Annotated in this window: 21 protein-coding genes; 14 read left to right on the forward strand and 7 right to left on the reverse strand. The window is 64.2% G+C overall.

Going from position 1 to position 21,230, the window contains the following annotated elements; all coding sequences use genetic code 11:
• Positions 1-4: 4 nt before the first annotated feature.
• Both gatA and gatC read right to left on the reverse strand, forming a co-directional pair.
• Positions 5-1,456, reverse strand: coding sequence for an Asp-tRNA(Asn)/Glu-tRNA(Gln) amidotransferase subunit GatA (gene gatA / locus L1P09_RS04300; protein ID WP_235768521.1), 1,452 nt, complete (start codon positions 1,454-1,456; stop codon positions 5-7).
• Positions 1,457-1,471: 15 nt separating this feature from the next.
• Entirely contained in the window at positions 1,472-1,759 is a 288-nt protein-coding gene (gene gatC, locus L1P09_RS04305) for an Asp-tRNA(Asn)/Glu-tRNA(Gln) amidotransferase subunit GatC (protein ID WP_003255165.1), read from the reverse strand.
• A gap of 205 nt (positions 1,760-1,964) precedes the next feature.
• Here gatC and mreB point away from each other — a divergent pair, with 205 nt between their 5' ends.
• The 8 genes from mreB (at position 1,965) to tldD (ending at position 13,112) form a co-directional block, all read left to right on the forward strand.
• Positions 1,965-3,002 (forward strand): rod shape-determining protein MreB, encoded by a 1,038-nt coding sequence (gene mreB / locus L1P09_RS04310; protein WP_003255163.1) that lies wholly within the window; start codon positions 1,965-1,967, stop codon positions 3,000-3,002.
• Between the two features lie 195 nt (positions 3,003-3,197).
• Positions 3,198-4,223 carry a rod shape-determining protein MreC gene (gene mreC, locus L1P09_RS04315; protein ID WP_154211449.1) on the forward strand — a complete coding sequence of 342 codons (1,026 nt, stop codon included), beginning with the start codon at positions 3,198-3,200 and terminating at the stop codon, positions 4,221-4,223.
• Complete coding sequence (gene mreD, locus L1P09_RS04320; protein ID WP_029885529.1) at positions 4,223-4,711, forward strand: rod shape-determining protein MreD; 489 nt, start codon at positions 4,223-4,225, stop codon at positions 4,709-4,711. Before mreC ends, mreD begins: the two co-directional genes overlap by 1 nt.
• A 32-nt stretch (positions 4,712-4,743) precedes the next feature.
• Positions 4,744-5,382, forward strand: coding sequence for a Maf family protein (locus tag L1P09_RS04325; protein WP_029885528.1), 639 nt, complete (start codon positions 4,744-4,746; stop codon positions 5,380-5,382).
• A gap of 54 nt (positions 5,383-5,436) precedes the next feature.
• Positions 5,437-6,894 carry a ribonuclease G gene (gene rng / locus L1P09_RS04330; RefSeq protein ID WP_009683058.1) on the forward strand — a complete coding sequence of 486 codons (1,458 nt, stop codon included), beginning with the start codon at positions 5,437-5,439 and terminating at the stop codon, positions 6,892-6,894.
• 88 nt (positions 6,895-6,982) lie between these two features.
• Positions 6,983-10,804 carry a YhdP family protein gene (locus L1P09_RS04335; RefSeq protein WP_154211450.1) on the forward strand — a complete coding sequence of 1,274 codons (3,822 nt, stop codon included), beginning with the start codon at positions 6,983-6,985 and terminating at the stop codon, positions 10,802-10,804.
• 14 nt (positions 10,805-10,818) lie between these two features.
• Entirely contained in the window at positions 10,819-11,670 is an 852-nt protein-coding gene (locus tag L1P09_RS04340; protein WP_029885526.1) for a carbon-nitrogen hydrolase family protein, read from the forward strand.
• A gap of 2 nt (positions 11,671-11,672) precedes the next feature.
• The gene (tldD, locus tag L1P09_RS04345) at positions 11,673-13,112 is read left to right on the forward strand and encodes a metalloprotease TldD (protein WP_235768522.1); all 1,440 of its coding nucleotides are present in this window, start codon (positions 11,673-11,675) and stop codon (positions 13,110-13,112) included.
• Positions 13,113-13,226: 114 nt separating this feature from the next.
• On the opposite strand, the gene yjgA is transcribed toward tldD, so the two are convergent.
• Positions 13,227-13,748: a ribosome biogenesis factor YjgA gene (gene yjgA, locus L1P09_RS04350; protein WP_009683052.1), complete on the reverse strand. Its 522-nt coding sequence runs from the start codon at positions 13,746-13,748 to the stop codon at positions 13,227-13,229.
• A gap of 108 nt (positions 13,749-13,856) precedes the next feature.
• Here yjgA and pmbA point away from each other — a divergent pair, with 108 nt between their 5' ends.
• From pmbA to L1P09_RS04380, 6 genes are all read left to right on the forward strand, one after another.
• A complete protein-coding gene (pmbA, locus tag L1P09_RS04355; protein WP_054881434.1) occupies positions 13,857-15,203 on the forward strand; it encodes a metalloprotease PmbA in 1,347 nt (448 codons plus the stop codon).
• 229 nt (positions 15,204-15,432) lie between these two features.
• Positions 15,433-15,834: a hypothetical protein gene (locus tag L1P09_RS04360; protein ID WP_029887554.1), complete on the forward strand. Its 402-nt coding sequence runs from the start codon at positions 15,433-15,435 to the stop codon at positions 15,832-15,834.
• Entirely contained in the window at positions 15,827-17,203 is a 1,377-nt protein-coding gene (locus L1P09_RS04365) for a class II fumarate hydratase (RefSeq protein ID WP_054881433.1), read from the forward strand. The genes L1P09_RS04360 and L1P09_RS04365 overlap by 8 nt, the downstream gene beginning before the upstream one ends.
• 27 nt (positions 17,204-17,230) lie before the next feature.
• Positions 17,231-17,692, forward strand: a complete 462-nt coding sequence (locus L1P09_RS04370; protein ID WP_029887552.1) for a hypothetical protein — start codon at positions 17,231-17,233, stop codon at positions 17,690-17,692.
• A gap of 1 nt (position 17,693) precedes the next feature.
• Positions 17,694-18,305 (forward strand): superoxide dismutase, encoded by a 612-nt coding sequence (locus tag L1P09_RS04375; protein ID WP_125854839.1) that lies wholly within the window; start codon positions 17,694-17,696, stop codon positions 18,303-18,305.
• An 11-nt stretch (positions 18,306-18,316) separates the two neighbouring features.
• Complete coding sequence (locus L1P09_RS04380) at positions 18,317-19,210, forward strand: ZIP family metal transporter (RefSeq protein ID WP_009683044.1); 894 nt, start codon at positions 18,317-18,319, stop codon at positions 19,208-19,210.
• 55 nt (positions 19,211-19,265) lie between these two features.
• Here the strand turns inward: L1P09_RS04380 and L1P09_RS04385 are convergent, their stop codons facing one another.
• The 4 genes from L1P09_RS04385 to hpf are packed head-to-tail and all read right to left on the reverse strand — an operon-like array spanning position 19,266 to position 21,200.
• Positions 19,266-19,538 carry an HPr family phosphocarrier protein gene (locus L1P09_RS04385; protein ID WP_009683043.1) on the reverse strand — a complete coding sequence of 91 codons (273 nt, stop codon included), beginning with the start codon at positions 19,536-19,538 and terminating at the stop codon, positions 19,266-19,268.
• Between the two features lie 19 nt (positions 19,539-19,557).
• Positions 19,558-20,412, reverse strand: a complete 855-nt coding sequence (gene rapZ, locus L1P09_RS04390) for an RNase adapter RapZ (RefSeq protein WP_009683042.1) — start codon at positions 20,410-20,412, stop codon at positions 19,558-19,560.
• A 2-nt stretch (positions 20,413-20,414) separates the two neighbouring features.
• A complete protein-coding gene (gene ptsN, locus L1P09_RS04395; RefSeq protein WP_009683041.1) occupies positions 20,415-20,879 on the reverse strand; it encodes a PTS IIA-like nitrogen regulatory protein PtsN in 465 nt (154 codons plus the stop codon).
• A gap of 12 nt (positions 20,880-20,891) precedes the next feature.
• Positions 20,892-21,200: a ribosome hibernation-promoting factor, HPF/YfiA family gene (gene hpf, locus L1P09_RS04400; protein WP_003255135.1), complete on the reverse strand. Its 309-nt coding sequence runs from the start codon at positions 21,198-21,200 to the stop codon at positions 20,892-20,894.
• Positions 21,201-21,230: the final 30 nt, after the last annotated feature.

Genomic DNA, 21,230 nt, shown 5'->3' on the forward strand with positions numbered 1-21,230 from the left:
CTCCTCAGAAGCCGTTGGGGGCACGGGTGTGCCAGTCGGTCACTTGCTGGTAGCGGTGCGCGACGTTGAGCAACCGGCCTTCCTGGAAGTACGGCGCCAGCAGCTGTACGCCGACCGGCAGGCCGTCGACGAAGCCCGCGGGCATCGACAGGCCCGGCAGGCCTGCCAGGTTGGCGGTGATGGTGTAGATGTCTTCGAGGTAGGCGGCGACCGGGTCGCTGCTCTTGGCGCCCAGCTTCCAGGCCGGGTTCGGCGTGGTCGGGCCAAGGATCAGGTCAACCTCGTTGAAGGCGGCCATGAAGTCGTTCTTGATCAGGCGGCGGATCTGTTGCGCCTTCACGTAGTACGCGTCGTAGTAGCCGGCCGACAGGGCGTAGGTGCCGACCATGATGCGGCGCTGGACTTCAACGCCGAAACCTTCGCCACGCGAACGCTTGTAGAGGTCGGTCAGGTCCTTGGGCGCCTCGCAGCGGTAGCCGAAGCGCACACCGTCGAAACGCGACAGGTTGGACGAGGCCTCGGCAGGTGCGATCACGTAGTACGCGGCAATGGCGTGCTGCATGTTCGGCAGGCTGATTTCCTTGACCACGGCACCGAGCTTTTCCAGCTCCTTGACGCTGGCCTGCACCAGGTCGGCAATGCGTGGGTCCAGGCCTGCACCGAAGTACTCCTTGGGCAGGCCGATGCGCAGGCCCTGCAAGGAGGCGCCGAGGTTGGCGCTGTAGTCCGGCACCGGCTCTTCGATGCTGGTGGAGTCCTTGGCGTCGAAGCCGGCCATGCCTTGCAGCAGCAAGGCGCAGTCTTCGGCGGTGCGCGCCAGTGGGCCACCCTGGTCGAGGCTGGAAGCGTAGACGATCATGCCCCAGCGCGAAACACGACCGTACGTCGGTTTCAGGCCGGTGAGGTTGGTCAGCGCCGCCGGCTGGCGGATCGACCCGCCGGTGTCGGTGCCGGTGGTGGCTGGCAGCAGGCGCGCCGCCACGGCCGCGGCAGAACCGCCGGACGAGCCGCCTGGCACGTGTTCCAGGTTCCATGGGTTCTTCACCGCGCCGTAGTGGCTGGATTCGTTGGCCGAACCCATGGCGAACTCGTCCATGTTGGTCTTGCCCAGGGTGACCATGCCGGCTTCGGCCAGCTTGGCGACCACGGTGGCGTCATACGGCGCCTTGAAGTTGTCGAGCATCTTCGAGCCGCAGCTGGTGCGCACGCCGTTGGTGCAGAACAGGTCCTTGTGGGCGATGGGCGCACCCAACAGCGCGCCGGTCTCGCCAGCGGCGCGACGGGCGTCGGCGGCACGCGCCTGGCCCAGGGCCAGCTCGTCGGTGACGCTGATGAAGCTGTTGAGCTGTGGGTCGAGCTGCTTGATGCGCGCCAGCAGCGTGCCGGTCAGCTCTTCGGAAGAAAACGACTTGTCGGCGAGTCCGCGGGCGATCTCGGCCAGGGTCAATTGGTGCATGGCAGGCTCTATCCCTTACTCGATGACTTTGGGAACCAGGTACAGACCGCTTTCGGTCGATGGCGCGATGGCCTGGTAGGCGTCGCGCTGGTTGCTTTCGGTGACCTGGTCGGGACGCAGGCGCTGGCTGGCCTCCAGCGGGTGAGCCAGAGGCTCGATGCCAGTGGTGTCGACAGCTTGCATCTGGTCGACCAGCCCAAGAATGCTGTTGAGGGCGTCGGTAATGCGTGGCAGTTCGCCATCATTCAGGCCCAGGCGGGCCAGATGGGCGATCTTTTCCACGTCGCAGCGTTCAAGCGCCATGGGGATCTCCAAGGGAAACAAAGAACGGAATTTAGGTCCGCAGTGAGGAACATGTCAGCTTTTTGGCGGTCTAACAGCCGCGAATTTCTGCTGGCGTGCTCGGAAAAACAGCCAATTTAACATATTGGCTCCTTGCCCAAAATCCCTGCCATTGTTAGAGTTTGCCGCACTTTTTTACCCACGCTTTCCCCAGGGTCACTTTCCCATGTTCAAGAAACTGCGTGGCATGTTTTCCAGCGATCTTTCCATCGACCTGGGTACTGCCAACACCCTTATTTACGTGCGTGAGCGCGGTATCGTCCTGAATGAGCCCTCGGTTGTTGCCATCCGTACCCATGGCAACCAGAAAAGCGTCGTCGCCGTCGGTACCGAAGCCAAACGCATGCTGGGCCGTACGCCTGGCAACATTGCAGCCATTCGTCCGATGAAGGACGGCGTGATCGCCGACTTCAGCGTTTGCGAAAAAATGTTGCAATATTTCATCAACAAGGTTCACGAGAACAGCTTCCTGCAGCCAAGCCCGCGCGTGCTGATCTGCGTACCGTGCAAATCGACCCAGGTAGAGCGCCGCGCCATTCGCGAGTCGGCCCTGGGTGCCGGTGCCCGTGAAGTGTTCCTGATCGAAGAGCCAATGGCTGCCGCCATCGGCGCCGGCCTGCCGGTAGAAGAGGCCCGCGGTTCGATGGTCGTCGATATCGGTGGCGGCACCACCGAAATCGCCCTGATCTCGCTCAACGGTGTGGTCTACGCCGAGTCCGTACGTGTTGGCGGTGACCGCTTCGACGAAGCCATCGTGACCTACGTGCGCCGCAACTACGGCAGCCTGATCGGCGAGTCCACCGCCGAGCGCATCAAGCAGGAAATCGGCACTGCCTACCCGGGCGGCGAAGTGCGCGAAGTCGACGTGCGTGGCCGTAACCTGGCCGAAGGCGTGCCGCGTGCCTTCACCCTGAACTCCAACGAAGTGCTCGAAGCGCTGCAGGAGTCGCTGGCGACCATCGTTCAGGCAGTGAAGAGCGCCCTCGAGCAATCGCCGCCCGAGCTGGCCTCCGACATCGCCGAGCGTGGCCTGGTGTTGACCGGTGGTGGTGCGCTGCTGCGTGACCTCGACAAGCTGCTGGCCCAGGAAACCGGCCTGCCGGTGATAGTCGCCGAAGACCCGCTGACCTGTGTCGCCCGTGGCGGTGGTCGCGCCCTGGAGATGATGGACAAGCACGCGATGGACCTGCTCTCCAGCGAGTGATCCTGCTCGCGGTTCATGAGCGCCCGGTTTACAGGTAGTACGCACAGTGCTACCTGTATGTGCTGGGCTGGCGCCCACACGGGCGCCGTATCCGTCAACCCGCAACCAGGCTGGTGCGTTGTCCCATGTCCAATGACCTCCTGAGTCGTCCACGAGGAACGGCCCATTAAACCGCTTTTCTCCAAGGGCCCTTCGCTGGGCGTTCGCCTGCTCGTTCTGGTGGTGCTGTCAGTCGCGTTGATGGTTGTCGACGCGCGCTTCGACGTGCTCAAACCGGTGCGCAGCCAGATGGGCCTGGTGCTGATGGAGTCGTACTGGATCACCGACTTGCCGCAGCGTGCCTGGCAGGGCGTGGCGGGCCAGTTCGGTAGCCGCACCGAACTGATTGCCGAAAACGAGAAGCTCAAGACCGAGGCCCTGCTGCTGCAGGGGCGCCTGCAGAAGCTGGCGGCCCTGACCGAGCAGAACGTGCGCCTGCGCGAATTGCTCAACTCCTCGGCGCTGGTCAACGAAAAGGTCGAAGTGGCCGAGCTGATCGGGGTCGACCCCAACCCCTTCACGCACCGTATCCTGATCAACAAGGGCGAGCGTGACGGCGTGTTCCTTGGCCAGCCGGTGCTCGATGCCCGCGGCCTGATGGGGCAGGTGGTCGAGTTGATGCCCTATACCTCGCGGGTGCTGCTGCTGACCGACACCACCCACAGCATTCCGGTGCAGGTCAACCGCAATGGCTTGCGCGCGATCGCCAGCGGTACCGGTAACCCCGAGCGCCTGGAATTGCGCCATGTGGCCGATACCGCCGACATCAAGGAAGGCGACCTGCTGGTCAGTTCCGGCATGGGCCAGCGCTTCCCGGCCGGCTACCCGGTGGCCACCGTCAATGAAGTGATCCACGACTCCGGGCAGCCGTTCGCTATCGTGCGTGCCATCCCCACCGCCGCGCTCAACCGCAGCCGCTACATGCTGCTGGTGTTCAGTGACCGGCGCACCCCAGAGCAGCGTGCCACCGATGCTGCCATGGCCCAGGAAGAAGCCGACCGCAAGGGCACCGCGCCCGCCGGCCAGCCAGCCACAACCGGCGAGCAGGCCGCACCGGCCACGGGTACCCCTGCAGCGCCGGCCAGCCCGGCCACGCCAACGGCCCCGGCCGCGCAGCCTGCGGCCCCAAGTGCTGCCCCGGCGGCAGCGCCGGCTGCCCCCGCCCACACCCGGAGACAATGATGGCTGCATCGCGCCGCAACAACGGCTGGGTGATCTGGCTGACTTTCGCCATCGGCCTGCTGCTCAGCGTCTCGCCCATGCCGCAGTTCATGGAAGTGTTCCGGCCCATGTGGCTGGCCTTGCTGGTTTCGTTCTGGACCCTGGCCATGCCGCACAAGGTGGGCATGACCACAGCGTTCGTGCTGGGTCTGGCCGAGGATGTGCTGTACGGCACCTTGCTCGGGCAGAACGCACTGATCCTTACCCTGATCACCTTCCTGGTGCTGTCCTTGCAGCAGCGCCTGCGCATGTTCCCCATGTGGCAGCAAAGCCTGGTCATTCTGGTGATCTTCGGCATTGCCCAGCTGATCCAGCTGTGGCTTAGCGCCCTGACCGGCAACCGTCTGCCCACCCTGGCACTGGTCTGGTCGGCGGTGATCAGCGCCTTGCTCTGGCCGTGGATCAGTTTCGCCCTGCGCGACCTGCGTCGCCGCTTGCGTATCAACTGACGGCGATGCGCCGCTGACAGGGAGATGTCTGCATGAACCCGCTTTACCTGGCCTCCGGCTCGCCTCGCCGCCGTGAATTGCTGACCCAGATCGGCGTGCCGTTCAGCGTCATCAGCGCCCCCATCGACGAAACCCCGCTGGCCGATGAAAGCGCCCAGGCTTACGTCGAGCGTCTGGCCCGGGCCAAGGCTGCCGCCGGCCTGGCCTGCCTCGCCCACCCCGACAACGCCACGGCCCCCGAGCGCCGTGCTGTGGTGCTTGGTGCAGACACGGCAGTGGTGCTCGAGGGGCGTATTCTGGGTAAACCGCAAAGCCGCGAAGATGCCTTGGCCATGCTGGCTGATCTGGCTGGCCGCGAGCACCAGGTGCTGACCGCCGTCGCTTTGACCGATGGCCTGCGCGTGCGCAGCCTGTGCGTGGCCAGCAGCGTGCATTTTCGCCCGATCGGTGCCGACGAAGCGCAACGTTACTGGGCCAGCGGCGAGCCGGCGGACAAGGCAGGCGGTTATGCCATCCAGGGCCTGGGTGCGGTGTTCGTCACCGGCCTGGCCGGCAGCTATTCGGCAGTGGTCGGTTTGCCCCTGTGTGAAACCGCAGAATTGCTCGGCCAGTTTGGCATTGCCTGCTGGCAGCCGCTCGTGCCTGCAACAGAGGTAACAAACCCGCGGTAGCCAGCTCTGCCTTCGCCATCCATCATTACAAGAAACTTTTGACGAGAGCCTGCCATGAGTGAAGAGATCCTGATCAACATCACCCCGATGGAGTCACGCGTGGCGGTGGTGGAAAACGGGGTGCTGCAGGAAGTGCACGTCGAGCGCACTCAGCGCCGTGGCATCGTCGGCAATATCTACAAGGGCAAGGTGGTGCGTGTGCTGCCAGGCATGCAGGCCGCCTTCGTCGACATTGGCCTGGAACGCGCGGCGTTCATCCATGCTTCGGAAATTTCCCAGCGCGAAGGCTCGGCGGTCGAGAACATCACGGCGCTGGTGCACGAGGGCCAGGCGCTGGTGGTACAAGTGACCAAGGACCCGATTGGCACCAAAGGCGCGCGCCTGACCACGCAGTTGTCGATCCCTTCGCGTTATCTGGTGTACATGCCGCGCAGCAGCCACGTTGGCATTTCCCTGAAGATCGAAGATGAAGCCGAGCGTGAGCGCCTCAAGCAGGTGGTCAGCAACTGCATGGAGAGCGAGAACATCAAGGATGCCGGCGGGTTCATCCTGCGCACTGCCGCCGAAGGCGCGCGGGCCGAGGAAATCCTGCAGGACATCCGCTACCTGCGCCGCCTGTGGGAGCAGATCGGCAGCCAGATCAAGACCTGCGGTGCACCGACGGTCATCTACGAAGACCTGGGCCTGGCCCTGCGAACCCTGCGGGACCTGGTCAACCCGAAGATCGAGAAGATCCGCATCGACTCGCGGGAAACCTTCCAGAAAACCATGCAGTTCGTGAGCGAACTCATGCCGGAAATCGCCGACCGCCTCGAACATTACCCTGGCGAGCGGCCGATCTTCGATCTGTATGGCGTCGAGGACGAAATACAGCGCGCGCTGGAGCGCAAGGTGCCGCTCAAGTCGGGTGGCTATCTGGTGGTCGACCCGGCCGAGGCGATGACCACCATCGACGTCAACACCGGGGCTTTCGTTGGGCATCGCAACCTTGAAGAAACCATCTTCAAGACCAACCTCGAGGCCGCTACCGCCATCGCCCGGCAGCTGCGCCTGCGCAACATCGGCGGCATCATCATCATCGACTTCATCGACATGGAAGATGAAGAGCACCAGCGCCAGGTTCTGCGCACCCTTGAAAAACAGCTGGAACGCGACCATGCCAAGACCAACATCATCGGCATCACTGAGCTGGGCCTGGTGCAGATGACCCGCAAGCGCACGCGCGAAAGCCTGGAGCAGGTGCTGTGCGAGCCCTGCCTGGCTTGCCAGGGGCGTGGCAAGCTGAAAACCCCCGAGACCATCTGTTACGAAATTTTCCGCGAGATCCTGCGTGAGGCCCGTGCTTACCAGGCCGAAGGCTACCGTGTGCTGGCCAACCAGAAGGTGGTTGACCGCCTGCTGGACGAAGAGTCGGGCAACGTTGCCGAACTGGAAGCCTTCATCGGTAGAACCATTCGCTTCCAGGTCGAGTCGATGTATTCGCAGGAACAATACGACGTGGTGCTGCTCTGAGGCCCTCAGCAACACGTCGCTGCCTCGTCGCGCTGGCGAAACCCGTGCGACGGGCCATCATGGATAAACGACTTGGAGGGCCACGGCCATGGGACGTCTGACCCGCGTTCTTGTTGCCTTGACCCGTTGGGGGCTGGGCATATGCGCCTTGTTGGCGGTATTGGTGGCGCTGTATGTCAGCCTCGGCCGTGCATTGATACCCCTGGTAGCCGAGTACCGTGCCGACGTGCAGAGCAAGGCCGAGCAAGCGCTTGGCATGCCGGTACATGTGGGCGCCCTGGAGGGGCGCTGGAGCGGCCTGGCGCCGGTATTGCGGGTGCGCGACCTGCAACTGGGCGAAGGTGCCAAGGCGTTGCGCCTGGATGAGGTCATGGTCGTGCCTGATGTATGGGCCAGCCTGCTGGCGCGTGAGGTGCGCCTGTCGCGTATCCAGCTCGGTGGCCTGCAATTGATCGTGCGCGAGAACGGGCAGGGCGCCTGGAACCTTGAGGGCCTGCCGCAGCAGGACGATACGCCGCTGAACCCTGCCGAGTTGCTGCAGCGCCTGCGCCAACTGGGCCGCGTCGATGTGTTCGACAGCCAGGTCACCGTGCACCCGTGGCAGCGTGACCCGCTGACCCTGACGTATGTGAGTGCCGGCTTGCAGGCCGGCCCCTCGCGGCAGGCCCTGGACCTGCGGGCGACGCTGCCCGATGGCCAGCCCCTGGCGATGAACCTGCGCAGTCGTGTTTCTGCCGAGGCTTGGCGTGACGGCCAGGTCGAGGCCTACCTGAGCCTGCCGCAAAGCGACTGGTCGCAGTGGTTGCCGCCCAGCCTGCTGGGCCAATGGCATGCCGACGCACTGCGTGCAGGCGGCGAGTTCTGGGTCGATTGGGGCAAGGGGCAGTTGCAGAAGGCCGTGGTGCGGCTCAATGCCCCTGAGCTCAAAGGCGCCTACAGCGGGCGCAAGGCCGCCATGTTGAGCAACCTGGCCATGGGCGCCTGGTTCCAGCGTCGCGACCAGGGCTTCGACGTTGTGGTCGACTCGCTGGCCATGGACCTCGGTAAAAGCCGTTGGGAGACGCACCTGCGGGTGCAGCAGCGCCCCGGTGAGCAGGCGGCCGATGAGAGCTGGCAGGTGCAGGCCGACCGGCTCGACCTCACGCCCCTGAGCCCGCTGATCGAGGCCCTGGCACCGCTACCCGACGCAGCCATGGCTGCGGTCACTGGCCTGAAGGTGACCGGTGGTCTGCGCAACGTGCGGCTGCAGGCCCGGCCCAAGGCCGAAGGCGACCAGCGCCTGCAGTTCGAGGCCAACCTGGACAAGGTCGGTTTCAATGCTTATCACAGTGCCCCGGCTGCGGGTAACGTCAGCGGCAGTATCAGTGGCGACCTGGGCCACGGCGAGCTGCGCCTGGACACTGAAGCCTTCATGCTGCACTTGTACCCGATCTTCGCCAAACCCTGGCACTACCAGAAGGCCAACGCGCGCCTGACCTGGGTGCTGGACAAGCAGGGCTTCACCCTTGTCGCGCCCTACCTGAAGGTGCTGGGCGAAGAAGGCAAGATTGCCGGCGATTTCCTGATTCGCCTGCTGTTCGAGGAAGGCCGCGAGGACTACATGGACCTGCGCGTCGGCCTGACCGACGGCGATGGCCGTTATACCGCCAAGTATCTGCCCGAAGTGCTCAGCCCGGCCCTCGACGAGTGGCTGCGCAGCGCCATCGTCAAGGGCGCGGTGGACGAAGGCTATTTCCAGTACCAGGGCTCGCTGAACCATGGCGCGGCGCCAGAGGCACGCAGTATCAGCCTGTTCTTCAAGGTGCATGACGCCGCACTGGACTTCCAGCCGGGCTGGCCGCAAGTCCAGCATGTGGATGGCGACGTCTTCATCGAGGACAGCGGCGTGCGGGTCAAGGCCCGGCGAGGGGTGCTGCTGGACACCCAGGTCAGTGACGTCGACGTCGACATCCCGCATGTCGACGAGGGCCAGCAGAGCCACCTGTTCCTGACGGGCAATTTCGATGGCAGCCTGGGTGATGGCCTGAAGATCCTCAAGCAAGCGCCTATCGGCACCGGTGAGATCTTCGCCGATTGGGAGGGTGAAGGGCCGCTGAAGGGTAAGCTCAAGCTCGATATCCCGCTGGCTCACGGGCAGCGGCCCAAAGTGCAGGTAGATTTCGCCACCCATGACGCGCGCCTGAAGGTCGCCCCGCCCACGCTTGAGCTGAGCCGCTTGAAAGGTGACTTCAGCTTCGATTTCGACAAAGGCCTCAGCGGCAAGGGCATCAGCCTGCAGGCCTTCGGCAAGCCCGTCACGGCGCAGATAACGGCCGAGGGCCAACCCGGGCAGATGCAGACCCGCATCGATGCCAATGGTCAGGTAGCGCTCAAGGCGTTGACCGACTGGCTGCAGTTCAAGCAAGCCCTTCCGGCTTCCGGCGACCTGCCTTACCAGTTGCAACTGAGCCTGGGCAGCCGCGACAATCGTTTGAGCGTCAACTCCAACCTCAAGGGGCTGGCGGTCGATTTGCCAGCGCCATTCGGCAAGGCGGCCGCGGAAACCCGCGACAGCCGCTTCAGCATGACGCTACAGGGCCCGGAGCGGCGTTTCGACGCCGGCTACGGTGACCTTGCCCGTGCTGCCTACGCCGCGCCGGCCGACAAGCTCGGCCAAGGCCGGGGCGAGTTGTTGCTGGGCGCCGGTGACGCCCAATTGCCCGCTGCACAGGGCCTGCGCGTGCGTGGACGCCTCGAAACGCTGGACCTGGCCCCTTGGCAACAGCAGGCCTCACGGCTGGGCGGAGACGACCCAGGTGGCAGTGCGCGGCAGATGCTGCAAAGCGTGGACCTGAGCATTGGCCAGCTCAAGGCGTTTGGCACCGAGCTGAACCAGGCCCTGGTACGGTTGAGCCGAGGCGGCCCCGCCTGGGACCTGCGCCTCGACAGCCAGGAAGTCATCGGCGATGCCCGCGTGCCGGATGCCAAGGGTGCGCCGATGGTCGTGCGCCTGCAGACGCTGCGGCTGCCAGCGCCCAGCCCTGCGGAAAAACAAGCCCAGGAGCGCGCCGAAGATGGGCCGGACCCGCTTGCCACCTTCGACCCACGCAAAGTCCCGGCGCTGGACCTGAGCATCGACAAGCTGTACCGCGGTGACGACCTGTTCGGCAGCGCTTCGATCAAGCTGCGGCCCACTGCACGCGGGGTTGCCGCCAGCGATATCGCTCTTGACTTCAAGGGCCTGCGCATTGGCGGTGGCGGTGGCTGGGAGGGCGAAACGGGCAAGACCAGCAGCTGGTACAAAGGCCGCCTGCAAGGCAAGAACCTGGGCGACGTGCTCAAGGCCTGGGGCTTTGCCCCGACCGTCACCAGCCGCGACTTCCGCCTGGACGTGGACGGCCGCTGGCCAGGCTCGCCGGCTGCCGTCAGCCTGACGCGCTTCTCGGGCAGCATGGACGCGGCGTTGCGGTCTGGCCAGTTCGTCGAGGTCGATGGCAGTGCCCAGGCGTTGCGGGTCTTTGGCCTGCTCAACTTCAATTCGATTGGCCGACGCCTGCGGTTGGACTTCTCCGACCTGTTCGACAAAGGCCTGGCCTATGACCGTGTCAAAGGCCTGCTGGCGGCCAGCAATGGTGTGTACGTGACCCGCGAACCGATCACCATGACCGGCCCGTCGAGCAGCTTCGAGCTGGAGGGCACGTTGGACCTGGTACGTGACCAGGTCAATGCCAACCTGCAGGTGAGCCTGCCGGTGACCAACAACCTGCCGCTGGCCGCGTTGATCGTGGGGGCGCCAGCCGTGGGCGGGGCGTTGTTCCTGGTCGACCGGCTGATCGGTGACCGCGTCTCGCGTTTTGCCAGCGTGCATTACCGTGTCGAAGGGCCGTGGAAAGAGCCTAGAATCACCTTTGTGAAACCCTTCGAGAAATAGTGCCAGGAGTGCCCATGAAGGCAGCGGTGATCCAGATGGTCAGCCAGGACGACGTGCTGGCCAACCTGCAGCGTGCCGGTGCCTTGCTGGAGCAGGCTGCACAGGGTGGTGCGCGGCTGGCGGTGCTGCCGGAAAACTTCGCTGCCATGGGCCGCAAGGACGCCGCTGCCATCGGCCGAGCCGAGGCATCGGGGAACGGGCCTATCCTGCCATGGTTGAAACGTACCGCCCGCGACCTCAGGTTATGGATAGTCGCCGGTACCATGCCCTTGCCACCGGTCGACCAGCCCGACGCAAAGGCACATGCCTGCTCGCTGCTGATCGATGAGCACGGTGAAGTGGCTGCGCGCTATGACAAGCTGCACTTGTTCGACGTGGACGTTGCCGATAACCGCGGCCGCTACCGTGAATCGGATGATTTTGCCCATGGCGCACACGTGGTGGTGGCGGACACGCCGGTCGGGCAGCTGGGGTTGAGCGTATGTTACGACTTGCGTTTCCCAGAGTTGTACAGCGCGTTGCGTGCCGCTGGCGCGGAACTGATCAGCGCACCGGCGGCCTTCACTGCGGTAACCGGCGCAGCACACTGGGACGTGCTGGTGCGCGCCCGGGCCATCGAGACCCAGTGCTACCTGTTGGCGGCAGCGCAGGGCGGTACCCACCCAGGCCCACGGGAAACCCATGGCCATGCGGCGATCGTCGACCCTTGGGGGCGGATCGTGGCACAACAGGCGCAAGGCGAAGCGGTATTGCTTGCCGAGCGCGACATTGAAGAACAGGCGTCCATCCGGGCGCGCATGCCGGTGGTATCGCACCGGCGCTTTTTTTCGCAGGACGCATTGCGGCCTGCGCCCACCTTGGAGTGACTATGAGCCAGATGTTATCCACCGTCAGTGAGCAGCTCCTGGCCCCAGGCGGCTTGACCCTGGACAGCCTGCAAAGCGTGCTCGGTGAATTGGCCGGCCCCGGCATCGACGCTGCCGACCTGTATTTCCAGGGCCAGATTTCGGAAACCTGGGCGCTGGAAGACGGCATCGTCAAAGAGGGCAGCTTCAACCTGGACCAAGGCGTGGGCGTGCGTGCCCAGTCCGGTGAAAAGACCGGCTTCGCCTACAGCAATGCCATCAACCTTGAAGCGCTGACGTCGGCCGCGCGCGCCGCGCGTTCGATTTCCCGCGCCGGGCAGAACGGCACCGTGCAGGCCTTCCGCAGCCCGTCAGTGACCGCGCTGTATGCGGCGGACAACCCGCTCGATGTACTCAGCCGTGCCGAAAAGGTCGAGTTGCTGAAGCGTGTCGATGCCGCGACCCGCGCGCTTGACCCGCGTATCCAGCAGGTCAGCGTGAGCATGGCCGGGGTCTGGGAGCGCATCCTCATCGCTGCAGCGGACGGCAGCCTGGCTGCAGATGTGCGGCCGCTGGTGCGTTTCAATGTGAGCGTCATCGTTGAGCAGAACGGCCGTCGCGAACGCGGCGGGCAGGGTGGTGGCGGGCGTACCGACTACCGTTTCTTCACCGAAGAGCGGGTCATGGGCTACGCCCGTGAGGCGCTGCGCCAGGCCCTGATGAACCTCGAAGCGATCCCGGCGCCGGCCGGTACCTTGCCAGTGGTGCTGGGCTCGGGATGGTCGGGCGTGCTGCTGCACGAGGCGGTCGGCCATGGCCTGGAAGGTGACTTCAACCGCAAGGGCAGCTCGGCGTTCAGTGGCCGGGTTGGCGAGAAAGTGGCGTCGAGCCTGTGCACCATCGTCGATGACGGCACCCTGGAAGGCCGCCGCGGTTCGCTGAGCGTGGATGACGAAGGTACGCCGACCGAGTGCACCACCCTGATCGAGAACGGTGTGCTCAAGGGCTACATGCAGGACAAGCTGAACGCGCGGCTGATGGGCATGGCAGTGACCGGCAATGGTCGCCGCGAATCCTACGCTCACCTGCCGATGCCACGCATGACCAACACCTACATGCGTGCCGGCGAAAGCGACCCGCAGGAAATCATCGCCTCGGTGAAGAAGGGCATCTACTGCGCCAACCTCGGGGGTGGCCAGGTGGACATCACCAGCGGCAAGTTCGTGTTCTCGACCAGCGAGGCCTACCTGATCGAAGACGGCAAGATTACCGCACCGGTGAAGGGCGCGACCTTGATTGGCAATGGTCCGGAGGCGATGAGCCGGGTGTCGATGGTCGGCAACGACCTGGCGCTGGACAGCGGGGTAGGGACGTGCGGCAAGGACGGGCAATCGGTGCCGGTCGGGGTTGGGCAGCCGACCCTGAAGCTGGATGCGATCACCGTGGGCGGTACCGGCGCGTGATGGCCTTTGGGGCCATTGTGGGGGCGGGCTTGCCCGCGAACACCGGCGAAGCCGGTGCCGGGCACCGCGTCGCCTGCTTCGCGGGAACGCCCGCTCCCGCAGGGCCTCAGCCTGTCAGCGCAACCCGCGCTGCAACTCGTCGAGGTCGCGGATGTACTTGAACACCTTGCGCGCGGCGGCCGGCGGTTTGTTCCGCGCCTTCTCGTGCTGGGCATGGCGCACCAGCGAACGCAGTTGCTGGCGATCGGTGTCGGGGTATTCGTTGACGAAGCGTTCAAGGTCTTCGTCGTTACCGTCGATCAACCGGTCGCGCCAGCGTTCCAGGCCGTGGAAGCGTTCGTTGTACTGGCGAGTCGAGCTGTCCATCTGCTCGAGCAGGGCATGGATGGCATCCAGGTCCTGCACGCGCATCAGCTTGCCGACGAACGACATGTGGCGTTTACGCGCACCATGAGCCGTGTGCTTGCTGGCCTCGGCCAGGGCCTTGCGCAGCTCGTCGGTCAACGGCAGGCGGGCCAGGGTATCGGCCTTGAGCGTAGTCAGGCGCTCGCCGAGTTCGACCAGCGCATGCAGCTCGCGCTTGATCTGGGTTTTGCTTTTTTCGCCGTCGAAGGCGTCGTCGTTTGAATCAACCATGGTGGCAGTCCGCTAGAAATCGCCGCCATGATAACCAGTCGGGGGCCGCTTGTCCGGCCCGGTCGTAGAATGACCCTCGCCGAACGCAGAATTTGAGTGGAGAGAACCATGAGTGCAGTCCAGAGCGTAGGTCCGAAAGACCTGCCAGCATTGCAAGAGCAGGTCGAGGCGATCATCGCCGAAGCGCGCCGCCAAGGGGCCAGTGCCTGCGAAGTGGCCGTGTCGCTGGAGCAGGGCCTGTCCACCACGGTACGTCAGCGCGAGGTCGAAACGGTTGAATTCAACCGCGACCAGGGCTTTGGCATCACCCTCTATGTTGGCCAGCGCAAAGGCTCGGCCAGTACCTCGGCCAGTGGCCCGGAGGCGATCCGGGAAACCGTCGCGGCAGCGCTGGCCATTGCCAGGCACACCTCCGAGGACGACTGTTCGGGCCTGGCGGACGCGGCGTTGATGGCCCGGGAAATTCCGGACCTGGACCTGTATCACGACTGGGCTCTCGAGCCCGAGAAAGCCATCGAGATGGCCTTGGCGTGCGAAGCGGCGGCGTTCGATGCCGACCCGCGCATCCTCAATGCCGATGGCACCACCCTCAACACCCACCAGGGCTGCCGCGTGTATGGCAACAGCCACGGGTTCATCGGTGCTTACGCCTCGACCCGGCACAGCCTGAGCTGCGTGATGATCGCTGAAGGCGACGGGCAGATGCAGCGCGATTACTGGTATGACGTCAACCGCCAGGGCAACCTGCTGGCCGACCCGCGCAGCATTGGTGTGCGGGCCGCGCAGCGGGCCGCCAGCCGCCTCGGCGCGCGCCCGGTGCCAACCTGCGAAGTGCCGGTGCTGTTTTCCGCAGAACTGGCAGGCGGTTTGTTCGGCAGCTTCCTGTCGGCGATTTCCGGCGGCAATCTGTACCGCAAGTCGTCGTTCCTCGAAGGCAGCATCGGCCAGCGCCTGTTCCCGTCCTGGCTGACCCTCGACGAGCGCCCGCACATTCCCCGCGCGCTGGCCAGTGCAGCGTTCGACGCCGACGGCCTGGCGACCTACGCCAAACCGTTCGTCGACAAAGGCGAGCTGGTGTCGTATCTGCTGGGTACCTATTCGGGGCGCAAGCTGGGCTTGCCCAGCACGGCCAACGCGGGGGGTGTACACAACCTGTTCGTCAGCCACGGCGTCGAGGACCAGGCTGCCCTGATCCGGCGTATGGGGCGTGGGCTTTTGGTGACCGAGCTGATGGGCCATGGCCTGAACATGGTGACGGGTGATTACTCCCGTGGGGCAGCGGGTTTCTGGGTCGAGAATGGTGAAATCCAGCATGCGGTGCAGGAAGTGACGATTGCCGGCAACATGAAGGATATGTTCCAGCAGATTGTCGCGATTGGCAGCGATCTTGAAACCCGCAGCAATATCCACACCGGGTCGGTGCTGATCGAGCGGATGACTGTGGCAGGTAGCTGATTCATTGCCTGTACCGGCCCATTCGCGGGCTCGCCCGCTCCCACAGCTTGAAGCCTATGCAATCCCCTGTGGGAGCGGGCAAGCCCGCGAAGAGGCCGGTACCGGCAATAAAGAATTTCAGTGGAATAGAAGACCCGGCCCTCGCGCCGGGTTTTTTCTTTCATCAGCTCCCCTTGAAGTGATTCTATTTATCAATTAATAATGAATATCATTATCCAGTAACTCGGCGATGATGTTCATGAATTCCGTCCTCCGCGAACTGCCCTACCTGGAAAACTGGCGCTGGCTCAGCCGCCGGATCCGCTGCGCGCTCGAACCTGACGAGCCGCGCCTGATCGAGCACTACCTGGCCGAAGGCCGTTACCTGGTGTGCTGTACCGAAACCTCGCCATGGACGGTGGCGTTGACCTCCTTCCGCCTGCTGCTCGACACCGCCTGCGACCGCATGTTGCCCTGGCACTGGCGCTGCCTGTGCCTGGACCAGGCCTGGCGGCCGTTGCTGGACCTGCGCAACCTCGACCGCCAGGCCCAGAACCAGCGTTGGCAGCCCTACGCCATTCAGTTGGCGAACTGCAGCCTGCTGCCGTCGATTTCTCCCGATGAACTGATGCAAGGATTTGATGATGAGTGATACCCGTATCGAGCGCGACAGCATGGGTGAATTGCAGGTGCCGGCCCAAGCCCTGTATGGCGCCCAGACCCAGCGCGCGGTCGACAATTTCCCGATCAGCGGCCAGCGCATGCCGGCCCAGTTCATTCGAGCCTTGCTGCTGGCCAAAGCGGCTGCGGCCAAGGCCAACGTAGAGCTGGAGCAACTGTCCGCCGGCCAGGGGCAGGCCATCGTCAAGGCGGTGGAACAGCTGCTGGCGCAGGACTACATCCAGCACTTCCCGGTCGACGTGTTTCAGACAGGCTCGGGCACCAGCTCGAACATGAACGCGAACGAGGTGATCGCCACCCTGGCCAGCCGTGTGCTCGGCGAGCCGGTCAATGCCAACGACCACGTCAATTGCGGCCAGAGCAGCAACGACATCATTCCCACCACCATTCACGCCAGCGCTGCCCTCGCCGTGCATGAGCAGCTGTTACCTGCCCTGGCGCACCTGGTGCAGGTGATCGAGGCCAAGTCCAGGCAGGTGCATCAGTACGTGAAAACCGGCCGTACCCACCTGATGGATGCAATGCCCGTGCGCCTGAGCCAGGTGCTGGACGGTTGGGCAGCGCAGATCGAAGGTGCCAAGGCGCACATCGAAGCCACCCTGCCAAGCCTGCAGGCGCTGGCCCAGGGCGGCACCGCAGTGGGCACCGGCATCAATGCCCACCCGCAATTCGCTGCCGCTTTCGCGCGCCAGCTCAGCGGCCTGACCCAGGTCCAGTTCACGCCGGGGCACAACCTGTTTGCCCTGATCGGTTCGCAGGATACCGCGGTAGCCCTGTCCGGCCAGCTCAAGACCACAGCGGTGGCACTGATGAAGATTGCCAACGACCTGCGCTGGATGAACTCGGGCCCTCTGGCCGGCCTTGGGGAAATCGAACTGCAGGGTCTGCAGCCGGGCTCTTCGATCATGCCAGGCAAGGTCAACCCGGTCATCCCGGAGGCTACGGCCATGGTCGCCGCGCAGGTCATCGGCAACGACGCCACCATCGCCGTGGCTGGGCAGTCGGGCAACTTCGAACTGAACGTGATGTTGCCGCTGATCGCACGCAACCTGCTGGAGAGCATCGAGTTGATGGCCAACGTCAGCCGCCTGCTGGCCGACAAAGCCATTGCCAGCTTCAAGGTCAACGAGGGCAAGCTGAAGGAGGCGCTGGCGCGCAACCCGATCCTGGTCACTGCACTGAACCCGATCATCGGCTACCTGAAGGCCGCTGAAATTGCCAAGACCGCCTACCAGCAAGGTCGCCCGATCATTGATGTCGCGCTGGAGCATACCGACCTGTCGCGGGACCAGCTGGAAACGCTGCTGGACCCGGAAAAACTCACCGCTGGCGGCATCTGACACTGCCTTACCGCCGAGGAAACAGACATGCAGCACTGGAAACGCACCATGGAACTGGCCAACCGCCTGTTCGAACAAGGCGAGCTGGTCGATGCCCGGGAACATTACCTGCAAGCCCTGGCCCTGGCCCAGGTGCTGTTCGAGCGCTGGCATGACGTCGACGAAGCGGTGGCTGCCCTGGTCGTCGCTCACCATAACCTCGCCGACCTGCACCTGCGCCTGAACCAGCCGCATGAAAGTGCCGATTACCTCTGTGCCGCGCACCAGTGGCTGCTACAGGCCAGCCAGCAAGCCCGCTTGCCACAGGCGCTGCGGGACGCAGCCCTGCGCCACAGTGGGCGTACCTACACCGAACTGCTCGGTTTCATCGCGGAGTACGGCCAGTACCCGCGTACCGAACGCCTGCTCAACCGCCACAACATCGGGGCCAGCGAACTCGCTGCCCCGGCCGGCGTGGTACCCAGTACTCAAGCCTACGGAATTCACTGACATGCCCCATACCTTGCCTGCTTTGCCTTACGCCTACGACGCGCTGGAGCCGCACATCGACGCGCAGACCATGGAGATCCACCACACCAGGCACCACCAGACTTACGTCAATGGCCTCAACGCCGCCGTCGAAGGCACCGAGTGGGCTGAGTGGCCAGTCGAAAAACTGGTCGCTGCGGTCGGGGACTTGCCGGAGCAGCTGCGTGGCGCCGTGACCAACCACGGTGGCGGTCACGCCAACCACAGCCTGTTCTGGACCGTGATGTCGCCGCAGGGCGGGGGTGAGCCCACGGGCGAGCTGGCACAAGCCATCACCACGCAACTGGGCGGTTTCGACGCGTTCAAGGAAGCCTTCACCAAGGCCGCCCTGACCCGCTTCGGCAGCGGCTGGGCCTGGCTCAGCGTAACGCCGCAGAAAACCCTGGTCGTGGAAAGCAGCGGCAACCAGGACAGCCCACTGATGCATGGCAACACGCCGATTCTCGGGTTGGACGTGTGGGAGCATGCGTATTACCTGAAATACCAGAACCGCCGCCCGGAATACATTGGTGCCTTCTACAACGTCATCGACTGGGCGCAAGTGCAACACCGCTATCTCGAAGCCCTGAAGTGAGTCGAACCGGTATGCGCTCAGAGGTCATGTCGGTCAGCAGTGTGCGCCTGTTTCGCCAGGCGCTGGGTGCCTTGCTGTTGCTGGCGGGTACCGCGCTGCTGGCGGCGCGCGGTCTTGCCTGGCTGGACTTGGCGCCGCGCATGCTGCGCGCCCTGGAGGGCGGCGCTTTGTGTGCGCTGGGCACGGCGCTGGGCGCAGTACCGGTGCTGGTCATTCGTAACATGCCGGTGGCGTTGGCCGACACCTTGCTGGGCTTCGGCGCCGGGGTCATGCTGGCGGCTACGGCATTTTCATTGATCATGCCCGGGCTGGATGCGGCCCAGGCCATCGGCTTCAGCCCATGGGGTGCGGGTGGCTTGATCAGCTTCGGCTTGATGTTCGGCGCGTTGTGCCTGTTCCTTATCGACCTCAAGGTCTCCAACGCCTCGCCGCAAGCGCTGGTTGGCAGTGCGCAGCAGCCGGTGATCGCCGCGCGAATCTGGCTATTCGTCATTGCCATCATTGCCCACAACATTCCCGAAGGCATGGCGATTGGTGTGTCAGCCGGGGGTGGCATGGCTGACGCAGACAGCCTGGCCATGGGCATCGCGTTGCAGGATGTGCCCGAGGGGCTGGTGATTGCCCTGGTGTTGGCAGGGGCGGGCATGCCGCGCTTCAAGGCGTTCATGATCGGCGCGGCTTCGGGGTTGGTCGAGCCTGTGGCTGCGGTGATCTGTGCCTGGCTGGTGAATGTCGCCGAATTGCTGCTGCCCCTGGGGCTCGCCTGCGCAGCCGGCGCGATGCTGCTGGTGGTAACCCAGGAAGTCATCCCCGAATCGCGCAGCAACGGCCATCACCGCCTGGCCAGCCTGGGGCTGTGCATCGGCTTTTGCCTGATGATGGTGATGGATACCGCGCTGTCCTGATCTTTGGTCAGGTTGAAGGGGTGCACACTGTGGGCGCGGTGCAGGGCTTGGAGGCTTACTCGCCTTCGTCGAAGTAGTTGTTGATCAACTCGACCAGCGCGTCCATGGCATCGTTGTCCTGCTCACCCTCGGTATGCAGGTGCACCTGGGTACCCTTGCCAGCCGCCAGCATCATCACGGCCATGATGCTTTTGCCGTCTACCAGTTTGTCCGGCGCGCGGCCGACCCGCACCTGGCAGGGAAAGCGGCCGGCCACGCCGACGAACTTCGCTGCCGCCCGGGCATGCAGGCCCAGCTTGTTGATGATGGTGATTTCGCGGGCGGGCATCGTGGGGCGGATCCTTGGGCTAGAGGTCGCGGTGGCGGACCTGGACGTTTTTCAGGGACTGTTGCAGCAACTGGCCGAGGCGTTCGGTGATGTACACCGAACGATGGTGGCCGCCGGTGCAGCCAATGGCAATGGTCACGTAGGCACGGTTACTGGCTGCGAAGCGGGGTAGCCACTTGAGCAGGTAGCTGGAAATATCGTTGAACATGTCCTCGACGTCTGGCTGCGCGGCCAGGTAGTCGATCACCGGCTGTTCCAGGCCGGAGTGCTCACGCAATTCGGGCTTCCAGTAGGGGTTGGGCAGGCAGCGTACGTCGAACACCAGATCGGCATCGACCGGCATGCCGCGTTTGAAGCCGAATGACTCGACCAGGAATGCGGTACCAGGCTCGGGCTTGTTGAGCAGGCGCAACTTGATCGTGTCACGCAACTGGTAGAGGTTCAGGCTGGTGGTGTCGATCTTCAGGTCGGCCAGGTCGGCAATCGGCCCCAGCAGTTCGCTCTCCACGCGGATGGCCTCTGCCAGCGAGCGGTCGGCGTTGGTCAGCGGGTGGCGGCGGCGGGTTTCTGAAAACCGCTTGAGCAGGGTATCTTCATCGGCATCCAGGTACAGCACATCGCACTGGATGTGGCGGGCACGGGCGTCGGCTAGCAGCTCGGGGAAGCGCGACAGGTGGCTGGGCAGGTTGCGGGCGTCGATCGACACTGCCACTTTCGGCTGCAGCAGTTCGGTGTTGATCAGTGCATTTTCCGCGAGCTGCGGCAGCAGCCCGGCGGGCAGGTTGTCAATGCAATAGAAACCGTTGTCTTCCAGGACATCGAGGGCGGTGCTCTTGCCGGAGCCAGACCGGCCGCTGACGATGATCAGGCGCATGTTCAGTGCTCGTTCTGTACGTCCAGGACAACCTGGTACAAGGCCTCGTTGCTGGTGGCCGAACGCAGGCGATCACGCACGTCCTTGCGGTCGAGCATGCTGGCGATCTGGCGCAGCAGTTCCAGGTGGGCATCGGTGGCGGCTTCAGGGACCAGCAGGACGAACAGCAAGTCTACCGGCGCGCCATCGATGGCATCGTAATCGATGGGTGCTTCCAGGTGCAGCAGGGCGCTGACTGGCGCGGAGCAGCCTTCAAGCCGGCAGTGCGGAATGGCGATGCCATTGCCGAAACCGGTTGAACCGAGTTTTTCCCGCGCGACCAGCTTTTCGAAGACGACTTGCATCTCCAGTTCCGGCACTTGTTCGGCGATGATGGTGGCGACCTTTTCCAGGGCGCGCTTCTTACTGCCGCCCGGCACGTTCACGAGGGAACGGCCGGGGGTCAGGATGGTTTCAAGTCGGATCATGGATGAGGGGGATCAGCGGGCAGCTGCACCTTGCAGCAGGCTTTGCTGTTTTTCCTTGTGTTTTTTCAGTTGGCGGTCGAGCTTGTCGGCCAAGGCATCGATCGCTGCATACATATCTTCGTGTTCGGCGTTTGCTACCACTTCGCCGCCGGGAATCTGCAGGGTCGCCTCGACCTTCTGCTGCAGCTTCTCGACCTTCATGATGACCTGCACGTTGGTGATCTTGTCGAAGTGACTTTCCACGCGGGCGAGCTTTTCCAGCACGTAATCGCGCAGTGGCTGGGTGACTTCTACATGCTGTCCACTGATATTGACTTGCATACAGCTTCTCCTTTGTTGCCCGTGCATAAA

It is taken from the genome of Pseudomonas juntendi (assembly GCF_021560075.1).
Taxonomy (GTDB): domain Bacteria; phylum Pseudomonadota; class Gammaproteobacteria; order Pseudomonadales; family Pseudomonadaceae; genus Aquipseudomonas; species Aquipseudomonas juntendi.

Excerpts from the sequence above, each read along its gene's own strand:
- gatA (WP_235768521.1), bottom strand. The coding sequence starts at position 1,456 with ATGCACCAATTGACCCTGGCCGAGATCGCCCGCGGACTCGCCGACAAG.
- gatC (WP_003255165.1), bottom strand. The coding sequence starts at position 1,759 with ATGGCGCTTGAACGCTGCGACGTGGAAAAGATCGCCCATCTGGCCCGC.
- mreB (WP_003255163.1), top strand. The coding sequence starts at position 1,965 with ATGTTCAAGAAACTGCGTGGCATGTTTTCCAGCGATCTTTCCATCGAC.
- mreD (WP_029885529.1), top strand. The coding sequence starts at position 4,223 with ATGGCTGCATCGCGCCGCAACAACGGCTGGGTGATCTGGCTGACTTTC.
- L1P09_RS04325 (WP_029885528.1), top strand. The coding sequence starts at position 4,744 with ATGAACCCGCTTTACCTGGCCTCCGGCTCGCCTCGCCGCCGTGAATTG.
- rng (WP_009683058.1), top strand. The coding sequence starts at position 5,437 with ATGAGTGAAGAGATCCTGATCAACATCACCCCGATGGAGTCACGCGTG.
- L1P09_RS04335 (WP_154211450.1), top strand. The coding sequence starts at position 6,983 with ATGGGACGTCTGACCCGCGTTCTTGTTGCCTTGACCCGTTGGGGGCTG.
- L1P09_RS04340 (WP_029885526.1), top strand. The coding sequence starts at position 10,819 with ATGAAGGCAGCGGTGATCCAGATGGTCAGCCAGGACGACGTGCTGGCC.
- tldD (WP_235768522.1), top strand. The coding sequence starts at position 11,673 with ATGAGCCAGATGTTATCCACCGTCAGTGAGCAGCTCCTGGCCCCAGGC.
- yjgA (WP_009683052.1), bottom strand. The coding sequence starts at position 13,748 with ATGGTTGATTCAAACGACGACGCCTTCGACGGCGAAAAAAGCAAAACC.
- pmbA (WP_054881434.1), top strand. The coding sequence starts at position 13,857 with ATGAGTGCAGTCCAGAGCGTAGGTCCGAAAGACCTGCCAGCATTGCAA.
- L1P09_RS04360 (WP_029887554.1), top strand. The coding sequence starts at position 15,433 with ATGATGTTCATGAATTCCGTCCTCCGCGAACTGCCCTACCTGGAAAAC.
- L1P09_RS04365 (WP_054881433.1), top strand. The coding sequence starts at position 15,827 with ATGAGTGATACCCGTATCGAGCGCGACAGCATGGGTGAATTGCAGGTG.
- L1P09_RS04370 (WP_029887552.1), top strand. The coding sequence starts at position 17,231 with ATGCAGCACTGGAAACGCACCATGGAACTGGCCAACCGCCTGTTCGAA.
- L1P09_RS04375 (WP_125854839.1), top strand. The coding sequence starts at position 17,694 with ATGCCCCATACCTTGCCTGCTTTGCCTTACGCCTACGACGCGCTGGAG.
- L1P09_RS04380 (WP_009683044.1), top strand. The coding sequence starts at position 18,317 with ATGCGCTCAGAGGTCATGTCGGTCAGCAGTGTGCGCCTGTTTCGCCAG.
- L1P09_RS04385 (WP_009683043.1), bottom strand. The coding sequence starts at position 19,538 with ATGCCCGCCCGCGAAATCACCATCATCAACAAGCTGGGCCTGCATGCC.
- rapZ (WP_009683042.1), bottom strand. The coding sequence starts at position 20,412 with ATGCGCCTGATCATCGTCAGCGGCCGGTCTGGCTCCGGCAAGAGCACC.
- ptsN (WP_009683041.1), bottom strand. The coding sequence starts at position 20,879 with ATGATCCGACTTGAAACCATCCTGACCCCCGGCCGTTCCCTCGTGAAC.
- hpf (WP_003255135.1), bottom strand. The coding sequence starts at position 21,200 with ATGCAAGTCAATATCAGTGGACAGCATGTAGAAGTCACCCAGCCACTG.